The sequence below is a fragment of the Streptomyces sp. NPDC102258 genome (genome assembly GCF_055584685.1).
The window spans coordinates 115,506-129,312 of sequence record NZ_JBVJLO010000020.1 but is presented as its reverse complement, the minus strand read 5'-3'; the positions used below and the strand labels follow the sequence as shown (position 1 = coordinate 129,312).

Annotated in this window: 24 protein-coding genes; 22 read left to right on the top strand and 2 right to left on the bottom strand. The window is 67.4% G+C overall.

Translation table 11 applies throughout. The features are described 5' to 3' along the window. Nucleotides 1-402 precede the first annotated feature (402 nt). Together ACZ6ZT_RS28395 and ACZ6ZT_RS28390 are read right to left on the bottom strand one after the other, a co-directional pair. Nucleotides 403-1,587, bottom strand: a complete 1,185-nt coding sequence (locus tag ACZ6ZT_RS28395; protein WP_469722872.1) for a putative T7SS-secreted protein — start codon at nt 1,585-1,587, stop codon at nt 403-405. Beyond that, complete coding sequence (locus ACZ6ZT_RS28390; RefSeq protein WP_469722870.1) at nt 1,587-2,189, bottom strand: hypothetical protein; 603 nt, start codon at nt 2,187-2,189, stop codon at nt 1,587-1,589. The genes ACZ6ZT_RS28395 and ACZ6ZT_RS28390 overlap by 1 nt, the downstream gene beginning before the upstream one ends. A 146-nt stretch (nt 2,190-2,335) precedes the next feature. Here ACZ6ZT_RS28390 and ACZ6ZT_RS28385 point away from each other — a divergent pair, with 146 nt between their 5' ends. The 22 genes from ACZ6ZT_RS28385 to rplO all read left to right on the top strand — a co-directional run bounded on the left by ACZ6ZT_RS28385 (nt 2,336) and on the right by rplO (nt 13,664). Next, on the top strand, nt 2,336-3,514 hold the full coding sequence (locus tag ACZ6ZT_RS28385; protein ID WP_469722868.1) for a hypothetical protein: 1,179 nt from the start codon (nt 2,336-2,338) through the stop codon (nt 3,512-3,514). A gap of 453 nt (nt 3,515-3,967) precedes the next feature. Further along, the gene (gene rpsJ, locus ACZ6ZT_RS28380; protein WP_003948644.1) at nt 3,968-4,276 is read left to right on the top strand and encodes a 30S ribosomal protein S10; all 309 of its coding nucleotides are present in this window, start codon (nt 3,968-3,970) and stop codon (nt 4,274-4,276) included. Between the two features lie 14 nt (nt 4,277-4,290). After that, complete coding sequence (rplC, locus tag ACZ6ZT_RS28375) at nt 4,291-4,935, top strand: 50S ribosomal protein L3 (protein ID WP_007265899.1); 645 nt, start codon at nt 4,291-4,293, stop codon at nt 4,933-4,935. A 4-nt stretch (nt 4,936-4,939) separates the two neighbouring features. After that, nucleotides 4,940-5,590, top strand: coding sequence for a 50S ribosomal protein L4 (gene rplD / locus ACZ6ZT_RS28370; RefSeq protein WP_469722867.1), 651 nt, complete (start codon nt 4,940-4,942; stop codon nt 5,588-5,590). Continuing rightward, the gene (gene rplW, locus ACZ6ZT_RS28365; protein ID WP_007265901.1) at nt 5,590-5,913 is read left to right on the top strand and encodes a 50S ribosomal protein L23; all 324 of its coding nucleotides are present in this window, start codon (nt 5,590-5,592) and stop codon (nt 5,911-5,913) included. Before rplD ends, rplW begins: the two co-directional genes overlap by 1 nt. A gap of 39 nt (nt 5,914-5,952) precedes the next feature. Continuing rightward, nucleotides 5,953-6,789 (top strand): 50S ribosomal protein L2, encoded by an 837-nt coding sequence (rplB, locus tag ACZ6ZT_RS28360; RefSeq protein ID WP_030388860.1) that lies wholly within the window; start codon nt 5,953-5,955, stop codon nt 6,787-6,789. Between the two features lie 12 nt (nt 6,790-6,801). Next, nucleotides 6,802-7,083 (top strand): 30S ribosomal protein S19, encoded by a 282-nt coding sequence (gene rpsS, locus ACZ6ZT_RS28355; protein WP_030154697.1) that lies wholly within the window; start codon nt 6,802-6,804, stop codon nt 7,081-7,083. Between the two features lie 43 nt (nt 7,084-7,126). Continuing rightward, the gene (gene rplV / locus ACZ6ZT_RS28350; RefSeq protein WP_007265904.1) at nt 7,127-7,474 is read left to right on the top strand and encodes a 50S ribosomal protein L22; all 348 of its coding nucleotides are present in this window, start codon (nt 7,127-7,129) and stop codon (nt 7,472-7,474) included. After that, on the top strand, nt 7,474-8,316 hold the full coding sequence (rpsC, locus tag ACZ6ZT_RS28345; RefSeq protein WP_356811231.1) for a 30S ribosomal protein S3: 843 nt from the start codon (nt 7,474-7,476) through the stop codon (nt 8,314-8,316). The genes rplV and rpsC overlap by 1 nt, the downstream gene beginning before the upstream one ends. Before the next feature lie 5 nt (nt 8,317-8,321). Further along, nucleotides 8,322-8,741: a 50S ribosomal protein L16 gene (gene rplP, locus ACZ6ZT_RS28340; RefSeq protein WP_030026326.1), complete on the top strand. Its 420-nt coding sequence runs from the start codon at nt 8,322-8,324 to the stop codon at nt 8,739-8,741. Next, nucleotides 8,741-8,965, top strand: coding sequence for a 50S ribosomal protein L29 (gene rpmC / locus ACZ6ZT_RS28335; protein ID WP_008739703.1), 225 nt, complete (start codon nt 8,741-8,743; stop codon nt 8,963-8,965). Before rplP ends, rpmC begins: the two co-directional genes overlap by 1 nt. Further along, on the top strand, nt 8,965-9,246 hold the full coding sequence (rpsQ, locus tag ACZ6ZT_RS28330; RefSeq protein ID WP_030026328.1) for a 30S ribosomal protein S17: 282 nt from the start codon (nt 8,965-8,967) through the stop codon (nt 9,244-9,246). The genes rpmC and rpsQ overlap by 1 nt, the downstream gene beginning before the upstream one ends. A gap of 126 nt (nt 9,247-9,372) precedes the next feature. Next, nucleotides 9,373-9,741 (top strand): 50S ribosomal protein L14, encoded by a 369-nt coding sequence (gene rplN / locus ACZ6ZT_RS28325; RefSeq protein ID WP_003956455.1) that lies wholly within the window; start codon nt 9,373-9,375, stop codon nt 9,739-9,741. Nucleotides 9,742-9,743: 2 nt separating this feature from the next. Continuing rightward, nucleotides 9,744-10,067, top strand: coding sequence for a 50S ribosomal protein L24 (rplX, locus tag ACZ6ZT_RS28320; protein ID WP_469722866.1), 324 nt, complete (start codon nt 9,744-9,746; stop codon nt 10,065-10,067). After that, a complete protein-coding gene (gene rplE, locus ACZ6ZT_RS28315) occupies nt 10,067-10,618 on the top strand; it encodes a 50S ribosomal protein L5 (protein ID WP_030154702.1) in 552 nt (183 codons plus the stop codon). Before rplX ends, rplE begins: the two co-directional genes overlap by 1 nt. A gap of 5 nt (nt 10,619-10,623) precedes the next feature. Next, entirely contained in the window at nt 10,624-10,809 is a 186-nt protein-coding gene (locus tag ACZ6ZT_RS28310; RefSeq protein ID WP_003956452.1) for a type Z 30S ribosomal protein S14, read from the top strand. Nucleotides 10,810-11,031: 222 nt separating this feature from the next. Then, nucleotides 11,032-11,430 (top strand): 30S ribosomal protein S8, encoded by a 399-nt coding sequence (gene rpsH / locus ACZ6ZT_RS28305; RefSeq protein WP_007265911.1) that lies wholly within the window; start codon nt 11,032-11,034, stop codon nt 11,428-11,430. A 20-nt stretch (nt 11,431-11,450) separates the two neighbouring features. Continuing rightward, nucleotides 11,451-11,990 carry a 50S ribosomal protein L6 gene (gene rplF, locus ACZ6ZT_RS28300; protein WP_469722865.1) on the top strand — a complete coding sequence of 180 codons (540 nt, stop codon included), beginning with the start codon at nt 11,451-11,453 and terminating at the stop codon, nt 11,988-11,990. A 2-nt stretch (nt 11,991-11,992) separates the two neighbouring features. Continuing rightward, nucleotides 11,993-12,376, top strand: a complete 384-nt coding sequence (rplR, locus tag ACZ6ZT_RS28295) for a 50S ribosomal protein L18 (protein WP_030026334.1) — start codon at nt 11,993-11,995, stop codon at nt 12,374-12,376. Between the two features lie 45 nt (nt 12,377-12,421). Then, entirely contained in the window at nt 12,422-13,024 is a 603-nt protein-coding gene (rpsE, locus tag ACZ6ZT_RS28290; protein WP_136213231.1) for a 30S ribosomal protein S5, read from the top strand. After that, nucleotides 13,024-13,206 carry a 50S ribosomal protein L30 gene (rpmD, locus tag ACZ6ZT_RS28285; protein ID WP_053682614.1) on the top strand — a complete coding sequence of 61 codons (183 nt, stop codon included), beginning with the start codon at nt 13,024-13,026 and terminating at the stop codon, nt 13,204-13,206. Before rpsE ends, rpmD begins: the two co-directional genes overlap by 1 nt. 2 nt (nt 13,207-13,208) lie before the next feature. Continuing rightward, nucleotides 13,209-13,664 (top strand): 50S ribosomal protein L15, encoded by a 456-nt coding sequence (gene rplO / locus ACZ6ZT_RS28280; protein ID WP_053682613.1) that lies wholly within the window; start codon nt 13,209-13,211, stop codon nt 13,662-13,664. Nucleotides 13,665-13,807: the final 143 nt, after the last annotated feature.

Genomic DNA, 13,807 nt, shown 5'->3' with positions numbered 1-13,807 from the left:
ACCCGGCCGAGTGCGTCGTGCTCGTAGCGGACAGCCCCCGCGCGGGTGATGCGAGTGCCCGTGTACGAGCGCCCGCCCCGCGCGTCGGTGCCCGGGTGGCGGTCCGGCCAGGTGGCGTGGGTCTGGTTGCCCGCCGCGTCGTAGGCGTACCGCTCCGACCAGGAGCCGGCGTCCACCGCCGTGACACGGGCGGCCGCGTCGAGGCTGAACGTCCGCGGGCCGGTCAGGGAGTCGCCGATCCCGGTGAGGTGACCGTCCGCGCGGTAGCTGTAGCCCCGGCGATGGAGGGTGCGTCGGTCCTGGCCGATGACCGTCCGGGAGAAAAGGCGGCCCATGGCGTCGTACTCGTGGGCGAGGGAGAGGGCCGGGCCCAGGGTGCGGGTGAGTTCCTGGCCGACTGCGTCACGCTCGAAGGTGATCGTGCGGCCCGCGGTGGTGAGGGCGGTGCGGCGACCGGCCGCGTCGTACGTCCAGTGTGATTCGGCCCCGCTGGGCGTGGTGCGGTTCGCGCGACGCTTCGCGGAGGGTTCTGGTGACGGCGCTCGTCCCCTTCGATCCGGCGACTTCGGCGTAGACCTTGCCGACGGCCTCGTCGGGGTCCTTCATGAACTGGTCGTACATCAGGGAAGTGGCCCCGACGGGGTCGTTCGCCATCGTCAGCAGTCCGACGCCCAAGCCGTTGAGCCGCATCTTGTACTCGGTCGGGTGCATGCGGTTGTACGGGTCCAGGGGGTCGACCGCGCGGCAGAAATCCACCGTGCCCGCCAGGCCCTTGATGAACCCGCCGCCCTGGTGTTCCAGCCCGAGTCCGCGGATGGCCCCCTCGTAGACCAGCTGTTTGGCCATGGACGGCAGGGGCGGCGCGGCGTCCCTCGCCTTCTCCAGTGCCTGGACCGCCGAGCGTGCCGCCTCGTCGCGCTGGTGGCGCGCCTCGGCCAGCTTCTCGCGGGCTGCCTTGATGCCGTCCGCACCGGGGTCGGTGAAGCCCGTCGGGCGGGCCGGCAGCGGATCCTGCTTGGTGTGGATCGCCGCGTTGTAGGTGTCGACCCGCTCGTTGTAGGCGTCGCGGGCCGCCTGCGACGCCTTGACGGCGGACGTGTACTCGTCCAAGGCCTCATTGGCGCGGCCCTGCGCCCACTCCACCGTGTCCGCGAACCGGGTCAGGGCCCCGGCCGCCGTCTCGAAGGCGTCCGCCGCCTTGAACCACTTCGGCGGCTGCTTCTGCGCGAGCACCCGGAAGCCTTCGGCGGCCGCGCCTTTGATGCCGTCCTCGTCGAGCCCTTTGAGGCCCTCGCCGGTCTTGGTGAAGGCCGCCTGGAAGTCCGCCAGGTGGGAGGCGGTCGCCCGGAGCTTGGACGGGCTGCCGTGTACGAGCTTCTTCGGGTCGTCGGTGTGGCCCAGCTCGGTCTCCCCGACCTCCGCGCCGTGCCGGTTGGCGACCTTGTCGGCGCCGTCCCGTACGACATCGGCGGCCTGGTGGAGTCCTGCCTTGTCGAGTCCGGCCCCCGCCTTGTCACCCACCCATTCGACGCCGTCGCCCACGGCCTTCGTACCGGCGTCCAGCCACCCCTGCAGGTCGCGCCCCATCAGCGCTCACCCTGCTGCCGGGCGCGTTCCCGTACGAGGTCGAGGGCCTCCGGGTCCAGCTGACCGAGATCGGCCGCCCCGTCCAGCAGCCGGGCGCCGTGCCCCTTGGTCACCACGTCCCGCTTGGCTTGTTCCCACTGCTGCCGGAACTCGTGGCGCGCCTTCTGGGCCTCTTCCGGGGTCTCCTCGCGGAACGGTGCCTTGATCTCGTTCCAGGAGGTCTTCTCGACCGTGTCCTCGTCGGCGTGTGGATTGCCGATCACGGAGTTGGCTGCGACCTTGAACGTGCCCCTGCGGTACTGGTCCTCTTCCCAGATCATCCCGGCCGAGATGTGGAGCGCGGCCGTCAGGCCGCTGACCTCCTTGACGAGGGCCCGCACTCCCCAGTCCCAGCGTGTGCAGAGGTCGTGGAAGACGGCGGTGACGTCCGGGTGGCCGGCCTCCATACCCGTCAAGGTGAGCTTCTCCAGCCCCGCGCCCACCGTCGCGCCGGCGTCCGGAGCGAACTCGCGGAGTTCGGCGATCGCAGCGCGCAGCCCTTCCGTGACGTTCTTAACGGCGACCGGGTCCATCTCCAGGTCTTTGCCGTTGTCCGTACTCAAGATCCACCCCCATGGTCCGGGCCAGGCTAGACGGCAACTCGGACCCGGGGTGCCGGGTGGGGGTGGATTTGGCCAGGGGGAAACGGCTGGTCCAGGGGGTGTGAGAGGCTCCGAAGCGCATGGTGTGGACATCTCAAGGGGGGCTTGTGGCGAGCAAGGACGACGCGGGCAGAACCGGCGTTTCCGACGAGGAGTGGGCGCGGTTCGTCCGGGAGGCCGAGGGCGGGGCGGGGGACGCGCCGAAGGAGCCGTCGGCGCGGGCGCGGATGGTGAGCGAGCGGCTGCGGCGGGAGGAGGAGCGGGCCAGGGCCGCGCGGGGGCGCGGACGGTTCGGGCGGCGCGGCCGGGCGGTGCCGGGCGAGCCGCCGGGGTGGCGTACCGGGCCGGCCTGGCAGGAGCGGGAGGGCCGGGGGAGAAAGGGGCGGCGGCTCAAGGCGGCTGCCGCGATCGCGCTCATCGCGGGGCTCGCGCTGGTCGTCGTACGCCCGGAACTGCTGATCGACCGGCTGACGGGCAGGACCGAAGCCCGTGAGCGGTCCGCGAACGCCACGCCGCTGCCCGCGGAGTCCGTACGTCCGACCGCCGCCCCGGGGGCCGTGGAGCCGGACCAGCCGACGCTGGAGGAGCCTTTCCGGGGCTCGCCGGCCCTCCGGTGGGCCGAGGGCGCCGCCGCCATCGAGGTGCCCCCGGCGACCGCCATGGCCGGGATGTCACAGGAGCAGGTCGCCGACGCGCTGGCCAAGGCGAAGGCGTTCCTGGTCGCCGCGAACCTGGACCCCGCCACCCTGCGCGGCGAGCGGCCGGCCGCGGCGCTGGCGCTCCTCGACCCCCGGCAGTCGGAGACGCCGCAGCGCCTGGAGCGCGCCCTGGCGCAGCCCGGTGCCGGGCCCGACGGCAACCCCGTCACCCTGTTCACGCGTTTCGACCCGGCCGAGGTCCGGCCCGTCGGCGGCGTGGTCAAGGTGCGCGGCAGCATGCGCGCGGAGGCGGGGGACCCGGGCGAGCTCCGGGTGGTGACCGACTACACCTTCGTGCACCCGATGACGAAGGGGGACCGGAGCGTCCAGCGGACGATCGTGCGCCGGCAGATCACCTTCTCGGTGCTGGACCCGGCGCGCTGGCAGGCCACCCCCGGGAAGCTCCAGCTGGACCGGTTCGACTCGCAGTGGTCGAACGTGCGCTGCGAGACGGACCGAGGCTTCCTGCACCCGGACTTCCCGCAGGACCGCCCGGGCGGAACGCGTCCCTCCGGTCCGGCCACGGATCCGTACGACCGCAGCGGAGATCTCGGCGGAGGCGGGTGCATCACCCTCACGCGGTCCTGACCAGGCATCCCCGCCGCGCGCCGAGGTTTGACGTGATCGCGTGGCGGGGTATTGTTCTGCGCCCGATTGGCCAGGTACGTGCCTCGTATGGCAGACTACTCAAGTTGCTCGGTTGAGTGCCGATGCTGTGCGCCTCCCGCCGGGAGGACCGGAAGCGAGTCCCACAGTACTCGTCGTTCTTAATCTGCCTTTAGGGGCAGCAATGAGGGCGGACGTACGGGAATCTTCTGGGAAGTGTCAGCACGGTGCCCACCAGGCACTCGGTGGGTGTTTCTCCCCCGAAGCGCGGTCCGGGACCGCATCCCCTTGGACGAGGGAATTTCCGTATGGGAATTTTCTGTAGAGGGTGTGCGACACGCCCGACCGCGTGGGTCGGAGAGAAGCGGCGGGATCCGTCCCGCGGCCGACCGAGCGCCAGAGCGTTCCACATACAGACAGGACTACGGAGTAGCCATGGCGGGACAGAAGATCCGCATCCGGCTCAAGGCCTACGACCACGAGGTCATCGACTCCTCGGCGAAGAAGATCGTCGAGACGGTGACCCGCACTGGTGCGTCGGTCGCAGGCCCGGTGCCGCTGCCCACTGAGAAGAACGTGTACTGCGTCATCAAGTCGCCGCACAAGTACAAGGACTCGCGCGAGCACTTCGAGATGCGCACGCACAAGCGCCTGATCGACATCCTCGACCCGACGCCCAAGACCGTTGACTCGCTGATGCGCCTGGACCTTCCGGCCGGCGTTGACATCGAGATCAAGCTCTGAGAGGCGTCGAGAAGATGGCAAAGCAGATCAAGGGCGTCCTGGGCGAGAAGCTCGGCATGACCCAGGTCTGGGACGAGAACAACCGTGTCGTCCCGGTGACCGTTGTCAAGGCCGGGCCCTGCGTCGTTACCCAGGTCCGTACGAACGACATCGACGGCTACGAGTCGGTCCAGATCGCCTTCGGCGAGATCGACCCGCGCAAGGTGAACAAGCCCCTCAAGGGCCACTTCGCCAAGGCCGACGTGACCCCCCGCCGCCACCTGGTGGAGCTCCGCACCTCCGACGCCAGCGAGTACACGCTCGGCCAGGAGATCACTGCTGAGGTGTTCGAGTCCGGCGTCAAGGTTGACGTCACGGGCAACAGCAAGGGCAAGGGCTTCGCCGGTGTCATGAAGCGGCACAACTTCCGGGGCCTCGGCGCCGGTCACGGTGTGCAGCGCAAGCACCGCTCCCCCGGTTCGATCGGTGGCTGTGCCACCCCTGGGCGTGTCTTCAAGGGCATGCGCATGGCCGGTCGCATGGGTAACGAGCGCGTCACCACCCAGAACCTGACCATCCACGCGGTTGACGCGGAGAAGGGTCTGCTGCTCATCAAGGGCGCGGTCCCCGGTCCGAACGGCGGCCTCGTCCTGGTCCGTACCGCGGCCAAGGGGGCTTGAGGTAATGAGCACCATTGACATCCTTTCGCCGGCAGGCGACAAGGCCGGTACCGTCGAGCTCCCCGCGGAGATCTTCGACGCCAAGACCAGCGTTCCGCTGATCCACCAGGTCGTTGTCGCTCAGCTGGCTGCTGCCCGTCAGGGCACGCACAAGACCAAGACCCGTGGCGAAGTCCGTGGTGGTGGCCGCAAGCCGTACCGCCAGAAGGGCACCGGCCGCGCGCGTCAGGGTTCCACCCGCGCTCCGCAGTTCGCCGGCGGTGGCGTCGTCCACGGCCCGCAGCCGCGTGACTACTCGCAGCGGACCCCGAAGAAGATGAAGGCCGCCGCCCTCCGCGGTGCCCTCTCGGACCGTGCGCGTCACTCCCGCATCCACGTCGTCACCGGCGTGGTCGAGGGTGCCGCCTCCACGAAGGCCGCCAAGACGCTGTTCGGCAAGATCTCGGAGCGCAAGAACCTGCTCCTGGTCGTCGAGCGCGCCGACGAGGCCGCGTGGCTGTCCGCCCGCAACCTGCCCCAGGTTCACATCCTGGAGCCGGGCCAGCTGAACACGTACGACGTGATCGTCTCTGACGACGTGGTCTTCACCCAGGCCGCTTTCGAGTCCTTCGTGTCTGGCCCCAAGGCCGATGAGACCGAAGGGAACGAGGCCTGATGTCTGAGGCGACCGTTACCAGCAAGACCTTCACCGACCCGCGCGACCTGCTCATCAAGCCGGTCGTCTCGGAGAAGAGCTACGCGCTGCTGGACGAGAACAAGTACACGTTCATCGTCGCGCCCGGCGCCAACAAGACCCAGATCAAGCAGGCCGTCGAGGCGGTCTTCTCGGTCAAGGTCACCGGGGTCAACACGATCAACCGTCAGGGTAAGCGCAAGCGCACCAAGACCGGTTTCGGCAAGCGCGCCAACACCAAGCGCGCCATCGTGACCCTTGCCGAGGGCAACCGTATCGACATCTTCGGCGGCCAGGCCTCCTAACGGAGGTCTAGTCGTCCGGAATCGGACGAGGACTGAGAAATGGGTATCCGCAAGTACAAGCCGACGACCCCGGGCCGTCGTGGCTCCAGCGTCGCCGACTTTGTCGAGATCACGCGGTCCACGCCGGAGAAGTCGCTGGTTCGCCCCCTGCACAGCAAGGGCGGCCGTAACAACACCGGTCGGATCACCGTTCGCCACCAGGGTGGTGGACACAAGCGCGCCTACCGCGTGATCGACTTCCGTCGTCACGACAAGGACGGCGTGCCGGCCAAGGTCGCGCACATCGAGTACGACCCCAACCGCACCGCGCGCATCGCGCTGCTGCACTACGCCGACGGCGAGAAGCGCTACATCATCGCGCCGCGCGGTCTGCAGCAGGGTGACCGGATTGAGAACGGCCCGACGGCCGACATCAAGCCCGGCAACAACCTGGCGCTCCGCAACATCCCGGTCGGTACCACGATCCACGCGATCGAGCTCCGTCCCGGTGGCGGCGCGAAGTTCGCCCGCTCGGCCGGTGCCTCCGTGCAGCTGCTCGCGAAGGAGGGCGTCATGGCCCACCTCCGCATGCCGTCCGGCGAGATCCGTCTCGTCGACGCCCGCTGCCGCGCCACGGTCGGCGAGGTCGGCAACGCCGAGCAGTCGAACATCAACTGGGGCAAGGCCGGCCGCATGCGCTGGAAGGGCGTTCGCCCCTCCGTCCGCGGTGTCGCGATGAACCCGGTTGACCACCCGCACGGTGGTGGTGAGGGCAAGACCAGCGGTGGTCGCCACCCGGTCTCCCCGTGGGGTCAGAAGGAGGGTCGTACTCGCTCGCCGAAGAAGGCTTCGAGCAAGTACATCGTCCGCCGCCGCAAGACGAACAAGAAGCGCTAGGAGCGGGTTTAGATGCCGCGCAGTCTCAAGAAGGGACCCTTCGTCGACGGACACCTCGTTAAGAAGGTGGACGCTCAGAACGAAGCTGGTACCAAGAACGTCATCAAGACCTGGTCCCGTCGCTCGATGATCATCCCGGCCATGCTGGGTCACACCATCGCGGTGCACAACGGCAAGACCCACGTCCCGGTGTTCGTCACCGAGTCGATGGTCGGCCACAAGCTCGGCGAGTTCTCGCCGACTCGCACCTTCCGCGGCCACGTCAAGGACGACCGGAAGTCGAAGCGCCGCTAAAGGCGGGGTGGTTACGACTATGACTTACACCGAAGGGACAACCATGGAAGCCAGGGCCCAGGCGCGGTACATCCGCGTCACGCCCATGAAGGCCCGCCGCGTGGTGGACCTTATCCGTGGCATGGATGCCACGGAGGCTCAGGCGGTCCTGCGTTTCGCCCCGCAGGCCGCGAGCGTGCCGGTCGGCAAGGTGCTGGACAGCGCCATTGCCAACGCCGCACACAACTACAACCACCCGGACGCCTCCACGCTGGTCATCAGCGAGGCGTACGTGGACGAGGGCCCGACCCTGAAGCGGTTCCGTCCGCGTGCGCAGGGCCGTGCCTACCGGATCCGCAAGCGGACCAGCCACATCACCGTGGTCGTCAGCAGCAAGGAAGGTTCCCGGTAATGGGCCAGAAGGTAAACCCGCACGGGTTCCGGCTCGGCATCACCACCGACTTCAAGTCGCGTTGGTACGCCGACAAGCTGTACAAGGACTACGTCAAGGAAGACGTCGCCATCCGTCGGATGATGACGTCCGGCATGGAGCGCGCCGGCATCTCGAAGGTTGAGATCGAGCGCACCCGTGACCGCGTGCGGGTGGACATCCACACCGCTCGTCCGGGCATCGTCATCGGCCGCCGTGGCGCCGAGGCCGACCGCATCCGCGGTGACCTCGAGAAGCTCACGGGCAAGCAGGTCCAGCTGAACATCCTCGAGGTCAAGAACCCCGAGCTTGACGCTCAGCTGGTTGCCCAGGCCGTTGCCGAGCAGCTCTCCTCCCGCGTCTCCTTCCGTCGTGCCATGCGCAAGAGCATGCAGGGCACCATGAAGGCCGGCGCCAAGGGCATCAAGATCCAGTGCGGCGGTCGCCTCGGCGGCGCCGAGATGTCCCGCTCCGAGTTCTACCGCGAGGGTCGTGTGCCGCTGCACACGCTGCGCGCGAACGTGGACTACGGCTTCTTCGAGGCCAAGACCACCTTCGGCCGTATCGGTGTGAAGGTCTGGATCTACAAGGGCGACGTCAAGAACATCGCCGAGGTTCGCGCCGAGAACGCCGCGGCCCGTGCGGGCAACCGCCCGGCTCGTGGCGCGGGTGGCGCTGGCGACCGTCCCGCCGGCCGTGGTGGCCGTGGTGGCGAGCGCGGCGGCCGTGGTGGCCGCAAGCCGCAGCAGGCTGCTGGTGCCGAGGCCCCCAAGGCCGACGCCCCCGCCGCCGCTCCGGCCGAGAGCACCGGAACGGAGGCCTGACCGACATGCTGATCCCTCGTAGGGTCAAGCACCGCAAGCAGCACCACCCGAAGCGCCGCGGTATGGCCAAGGGCGGTACTGAGGTCTCGTTCGGCGAGTACGGCATCCAGGCGCTGACCCCGGCGTACGTGACGAACCGCCAGATCGAGGCGGCTCGTATCGCGATGACCCGCCACATCAAGCGTGGCGGCAAGGTCTGGATCAACATCTACCCGGACCGTCCGCTGACGAAGAAGCCCGCCGAGACCCGCATGGGTTCCGGTAAGGGTTCTCCCGAGTGGTGGATCGCGAACGTGCACCCGGGCCGGGTCATGTTCGAGCTGTCCTACCCGAACGAGAAGATTGCTCGTGAGGCGCTCACCCGCGCTGCTCACAAGCTTCCGATGAAGTGCCGGATTGTTCGGCGCGAGGCAGGTGAGTCGTGATGGCGACGGGAACCAAGGCGTCCGAGCTGCGTGAGCTCGGCAACGAGGAGCTCGTTGGCAAGCTGCGCGAGGCCAAGGAGGAGCTGTTCAAGCTCCGCTTCCAGGCGGCCACGGGTCAGCTGGAGAACAACGGCCGGCTCAAGTCCGTCCGTAAGGACATCGCTCGCATCTACACCCTGATGCACGAGCGTGAGCTCGGTATCGAGACGGTGGAGAGCGCCTGATGAGCGAGAAGAACGTGACTGAGACGAACGAGCGCGGCTTCCGCAAGACCCGTGAGGGTCTCGTCGTCAGCGACAAGATGGACAAGACCGTCGTCGTCGCTGTCGAGGACCGCGTCAAGCACGCGCTGTACGGCAAGGTCATCCGCCGTACGAACAAGCTCAAGGCTCACGACGAGCAGAACGCTGCCGGCGTCGGCGACCGCGTCCTCATCATGGAGACGCGTCCGCTGTCGGCGAGCAAGCGCTGGCGCATCGTCGAGATCCTCGAGAAGGCCAAGTAAGTATCTGAGGCCCTGGACAAAAGGTTCAGGGGCCCCTCAGGTTCGTTCCGCCAGGCTCGGTGGGGGCCACCGCTCTTCGGAGTGTGAGGCCCCCGCCGGGAACCGGCAGACAAACAGGAGATAGACGTGATCCAGCAGGAGTCGCGACTGCGTGTCGCCGACAACACTGGTGCCAAGGAGATCCTTTGCATCCGTGTTCTCGGTGGCTCCGGTCGCCGCTACGCGGGCATCGGTGACGTCATCGTCGCCACCGTCAAGGACGCGATCCCCGGTGGCAACGTGAAGAAGGGTGACGTCGTCAAGGCGGTCATCGTTCGCACCGTGAAGGAACGCCGCCGCCAGGACGGCTCGTACATCCGCTTCGACGAGAACGCCGCCGTCATTCTGAAGAACGACGGCGACCCTCGCGGCACCCGTATCTTCGGCCCCGTCGGCCGTGAGCTGCGCGAGAAGAAGTTCATGAAGATCATCTCGCTCGCGCCGGAGGTGCTGTAAGCATGAAGATCAAGAAGGGCGACCTGGTCCAGGTCATCACCGGTAAGGACAAGGGCAAGCAGGGCAAGGTCATCGCGGCCTACCCCGCCAACGACCGCGTCCTCGTCGAGGGTGTCAACCGGGTCAAGAAGCACACCAAGGCCGGCCAGACCGCTGGTGGCTCGCAGACCGGTGGCATCGTGATCACCGAGGCGCCGATCCACGTCAGCAACGTTCAGCTGGTCGTGGAGAAGGACGGCCAGAAGGTCGTTACCCGCGTCGGTTTCCGCTTCGACGACGAGGGCAACAAGATCCGCGTTGCCAAGCGGACGGGTGAGGACATCTGATGGCTACCACTCCGCGTCTCAAGACGAAGTACCGCGAGGACATCGCGGGCAAGCTGCGTGAGGAGTTCTCCTACGAGAACGTCATGCAGATCCCCGGCCTCGTGAAGATCGTGGTCAACATGGGTGTGGGCGACGCCGCCCGCGACTCCAAGCTGATCGACGGCGCCATCCGCGACCTGACGACGATCACCGGTCAGAAGCCGGCCGTCACGAAGGCCCGCAAGTCCATCGCGCAGTTCAAGCTGCGCGAGGGTCAGCCGATCGGCTGCCACGTCACCCTCCGTGGTGACCGCATGTGGGAGTTCCTGGACCGTACGCTGTCGCTCGCGCTGCCGCGTATCCGTGACTTCCGCGGTCTGTCGCCGAAGCAGTTCGACGGCCGTGGCAACTACACCTTCGGTCTCACGGAGCAGGTCATGTTCCACGAGATCGACCAGGACAAGATCGACCGTACCCGGGGTATGGACATCACCGTGGTCACCACGGCGACCAACGACGCTGAGGGCCGCGCGCTCCTTCGTCACCTCGGCTTCCCCTTCAAGGAGGCGTAAGCGAGATGGCGAAGAAGGCTCTCATCGCGAAGGCTGCCCGCAAGCCCAAGTTCGGTGTGCGTGCGTACACCCGCTGCCAGCGCTGCGGTCGCCCCCACTCCGTGTACCGCAAGTTCGGCCTGTGCCGCGTCTGCCTTCGTGAGATGGCTCACCGTGGCGAGCTGCCGGGCGTGACCAAGAGCTCCTGGTAACTCCCTCTGTCCGCAAGGACTTGAGGAGTACCAGGCACTCTCGGTAAGCATCTGGTCGGCGGGTGCCCGGCCGCGCATGCCTTAGGCTTGTGTGGTTGGGCGTCCGCCGCCCATAACGACTTACTACGCCGTAGGTCCCCGCACCGCACCCGTCCCGCCTCTGAGTGGGGAGAGGGATGGCGCATACAGGAAACCCCGGCGAGAGAGGCCGAAGGCCACTTCATGACCATGACTGACCCGATCGCAGACATGCTCACGCGTCTGCGTAACGCTAACTCGGCGTACCACGACACCGTGGTGATGCCGCACAGCAAGATCAAGTCGCACATCGCGGAGATCCTCAAGCAGGAGGGTTTCATCACCGGCTGGAAGGTCGAGGACGCCGAGGTCGGCAAGAACCTCGTCCTCGAGCTGAAGTTCGGGCCGAACCGTGAGCGCTCCATCGCGGGCATCAAGCGGATCTCGAAGCCCGGTCTGCGCGTGTACGCGAAGTCCACCAACCTGCCCAAGGTGCTCGGCGGCCTGGGCGTGGCGATCATCTCCACGTCCCACGGCCTCCTCACCGGCCAGCAGGCAGGCAAGAAGGGCGTAGGTGGGGAAGTCCTCGCCTACGTCTGGTAGTCGGGAACGGAGGAAAAGCAATGTCGCGAATCGGCAAGCTCCCCATCCAGGTTCCCGCCGGTGTGGACGTCACCATCGTTGGCCAGACGGTCGCGGTGAAGGGCCCCAAGGGTTCCCTCTCGCACACCGTCAAGGCGCCGATCGAGATCGTCAAGGGTGAGGACGGCGTTCTGAACGTCACCCGCCCGAACGACGAGCGTCAGAACAAGGCCCTGCACGGCCTGTCCCGCACGCTGGTGGCGAACATGATCACCGGCGTGACCACGGGTTACGTGAAGGCTCTTGAGATCAGCGGTGTCGGTTACCGCGTCGCCGCGAAGGGCTCCAACCTGGAGTTCCAGCTTGGTTACAGCCACCCGATCCTGATCGAGGCGCCCGAGGGCATCTCCTTCAAGGTCGAGTCGCCCACCAAGTTCTCGGTCGAGGGCATCGACAAGCAGAAGGTCGGCGAGGTCGCCGCCAACATCCGCAAGCTGCGGAAGCCCGACCCGTACAAGGCCAAGGGTGTCAAGTACGCCGGCGAAGTCATCCGCCGCAAGGTCGGAAAGGCTGGTAAGTAGCCATGGCATACGGTGTGAAGATCGCCAAGGGCGACGCGTACAAGCGCGCTGCCAAGGCTCGCCGCCACATCCGCATCCGCAAGAACGTCTCGGGTACGGCGGAGCGTCCGCGCCTCGTCGTGACGCGTTCCAACCGCAACATCGTTGCTCAGGTCATCGACGACCTCCAGGGTCACACCCTGGCGTCCGCGTCGACCCTGGACGCTTCGATCCGCGGTGGCGAAGGCGACAAGAGCGCCCAGGCCCAGGCTGTCGGCGCGCTCGTCGCCGAGCGTGCCAAGGCCGCGGGTGTCGAGACCGTCGTGTTCGACCGCGGTGGCAACCGATACGCCGGGCGCATTGCCGCTCTGGCTGACGCCGCCCGCGAAGCCGGGCTGAAGTTCTAAGCCCCGGTTCCGGGACTCACGGACGTAACAGAGAGAGGTAATCCAATGGCTGGACCCCAGCGCCGCGGAAGCGGTGCCGGTGGCGGCGAGCGGCGGGACCGGAAGGGTCGCGACGGTGGCCCTGCCGCCGAGAAGACCGCTTACGTTGAGCGCGTTGTCGCGATCAACCGCGTCGCCAAGGTTGTCAAGGGTGGTCGCCGCTTCAGCTTCACCGCGCTGGTCGTGGTGGGCGACGGTGACGGCACGGTAGGTGTCGGTTACGGCAAGGCCAAGGAAGTTCCCGCGGCCATCGCCAAGGGTGTCGAGGAAGCCAAGAAGAACTTCTTCAAGGTTCCGCGCATCCAGGGCACCATCCCGCACCCGATCCAGGGCGAGAAGGCGGCCGGTGTCGTCATGCTCAAGCCGGCTTCCCCGGGTACCGGCGTTATCGCCGGTGGTCCGGTGCGTGCCGTGCTGGAGTGCGCCGGCGTCCACGACATCCTGTCGAAGTCGCTCGGCTCTTCGAACGCGATCAACATCGTGCACGCGACCGTGGCGGCCCTCCAGGGCCTGCAGCGTCCCGAGGAGATCGCGGCTCGCCGTGGTCTGCCCCTCGAGGACGTCGCCCCCGCGGCTCTCCTTCGTGCACGTGCCGGGGCGGGTGTCTGATGGCCCGCCTCAAGATCACGCAGACGAAGTCGTACATCGGCAGCAAGCAGAACCACCGCGACACGCTGCGTTCGCTCGGGCTCAAGCGCCTGAACGACGTCGTCGTCAAGGAGGACCGCCCCGAGTTCCGCGGAATGGTGCAGACCGTCCGCCACCTCGTGACGGTTGAGGAGGTTGACTAATCATGGCTGAGAACAGCCCGCTGAAGGCCCACAACCTCCGTCCCGCCCCCGGTGCCAAGACCGCGAAGACCCGTGTCGGTCGTGGTGAGGCGTCGAAGGGTAAGACGGCCGGTCGTGGTACGAAGGGCCAGAAGGCCCGTTACCAGATCCCGCAGCGCTTCGAGGGCGGGCAGATGCCCCTCCACATGCGTCTGCCGAAGCTCAAGGGCTTCAAGAACCCCTTCCGCACCGAGTTCCAGGTCGTGAACCTGGACAAGCTCGGCGCTCTCTACCCCGAGGGTGGAGAGGTCACGGTGGCCGACCTGGTCGCCAAGGGCGCGGTGCGCAAGAACAGCCTCGTCAAGGTCCTGGGCCAGGGCGAGATCTCCGTGGCGCTGCAGGTTTCGGTTGACGCCGTCTCCGGCTCCGCCAAGGAGAAGATCGCCGCTGCCGGCGGCACCGTCACCGAGCTCGTCTAAGACGAAGAACTCAGTGACAAATAGCTAGAAACCCGACCGGGGATGCCTCACATATGGGGCATCCCCGGTTGGTCGTTCCACGGGGGGCGCAGACGCCGGTAAGGTGGCCTGCACCTTTGCTTGTACGTATTCGTCGATCCCTC

Excerpts from the sequence above, each read along its gene's own strand:
- ACZ6ZT_RS28395 (WP_469722872.1), bottom strand. The coding sequence starts at position 1,587 with ATGGGGCGCGACCTGCAGGGGTGGCTGGACGCCGGTACGAAGGCCGTG.
- rpsJ (WP_003948644.1), top strand. The coding sequence starts at position 3,968 with ATGGCGGGACAGAAGATCCGCATCCGGCTCAAGGCCTACGACCACGAG.
- rplC (WP_007265899.1), top strand. The coding sequence starts at position 4,291 with ATGGCAAAGCAGATCAAGGGCGTCCTGGGCGAGAAGCTCGGCATGACC.
- rplD (WP_469722867.1), top strand. The coding sequence starts at position 4,940 with ATGAGCACCATTGACATCCTTTCGCCGGCAGGCGACAAGGCCGGTACC.
- rplW (WP_007265901.1), top strand. The coding sequence starts at position 5,590 with ATGTCTGAGGCGACCGTTACCAGCAAGACCTTCACCGACCCGCGCGAC.
- rplB (WP_030388860.1), top strand. The coding sequence starts at position 5,953 with ATGGGTATCCGCAAGTACAAGCCGACGACCCCGGGCCGTCGTGGCTCC.
- rpsS (WP_030154697.1), top strand. The coding sequence starts at position 6,802 with ATGCCGCGCAGTCTCAAGAAGGGACCCTTCGTCGACGGACACCTCGTT.
- rplV (WP_007265904.1), top strand. The coding sequence starts at position 7,127 with ATGGAAGCCAGGGCCCAGGCGCGGTACATCCGCGTCACGCCCATGAAG.
- rpsC (WP_356811231.1), top strand. The coding sequence starts at position 7,474 with ATGGGCCAGAAGGTAAACCCGCACGGGTTCCGGCTCGGCATCACCACC.
- rplP (WP_030026326.1), top strand. The coding sequence starts at position 8,322 with ATGCTGATCCCTCGTAGGGTCAAGCACCGCAAGCAGCACCACCCGAAG.
- rpmC (WP_008739703.1), top strand. The coding sequence starts at position 8,741 with ATGGCGACGGGAACCAAGGCGTCCGAGCTGCGTGAGCTCGGCAACGAG.
- rpsQ (WP_030026328.1), top strand. The coding sequence starts at position 8,965 with ATGAGCGAGAAGAACGTGACTGAGACGAACGAGCGCGGCTTCCGCAAG.
- rplX (WP_469722866.1), top strand. The coding sequence starts at position 9,744 with ATGAAGATCAAGAAGGGCGACCTGGTCCAGGTCATCACCGGTAAGGAC.
- rplE (WP_030154702.1), top strand. The coding sequence starts at position 10,067 with ATGGCTACCACTCCGCGTCTCAAGACGAAGTACCGCGAGGACATCGCG.
- ACZ6ZT_RS28310 (WP_003956452.1), top strand. The coding sequence starts at position 10,624 with ATGGCGAAGAAGGCTCTCATCGCGAAGGCTGCCCGCAAGCCCAAGTTC.
- rpsH (WP_007265911.1), top strand. The coding sequence starts at position 11,032 with ATGACCATGACTGACCCGATCGCAGACATGCTCACGCGTCTGCGTAAC.
- rplF (WP_469722865.1), top strand. The coding sequence starts at position 11,451 with ATGTCGCGAATCGGCAAGCTCCCCATCCAGGTTCCCGCCGGTGTGGAC.
- rplR (WP_030026334.1), top strand. The coding sequence starts at position 11,993 with ATGGCATACGGTGTGAAGATCGCCAAGGGCGACGCGTACAAGCGCGCT.
- rpsE (WP_136213231.1), top strand. The coding sequence starts at position 12,422 with ATGGCTGGACCCCAGCGCCGCGGAAGCGGTGCCGGTGGCGGCGAGCGG.
- rpmD (WP_053682614.1), top strand. The coding sequence starts at position 13,024 with ATGGCCCGCCTCAAGATCACGCAGACGAAGTCGTACATCGGCAGCAAG.
- rplO (WP_053682613.1), top strand. The coding sequence starts at position 13,209 with ATGGCTGAGAACAGCCCGCTGAAGGCCCACAACCTCCGTCCCGCCCCC.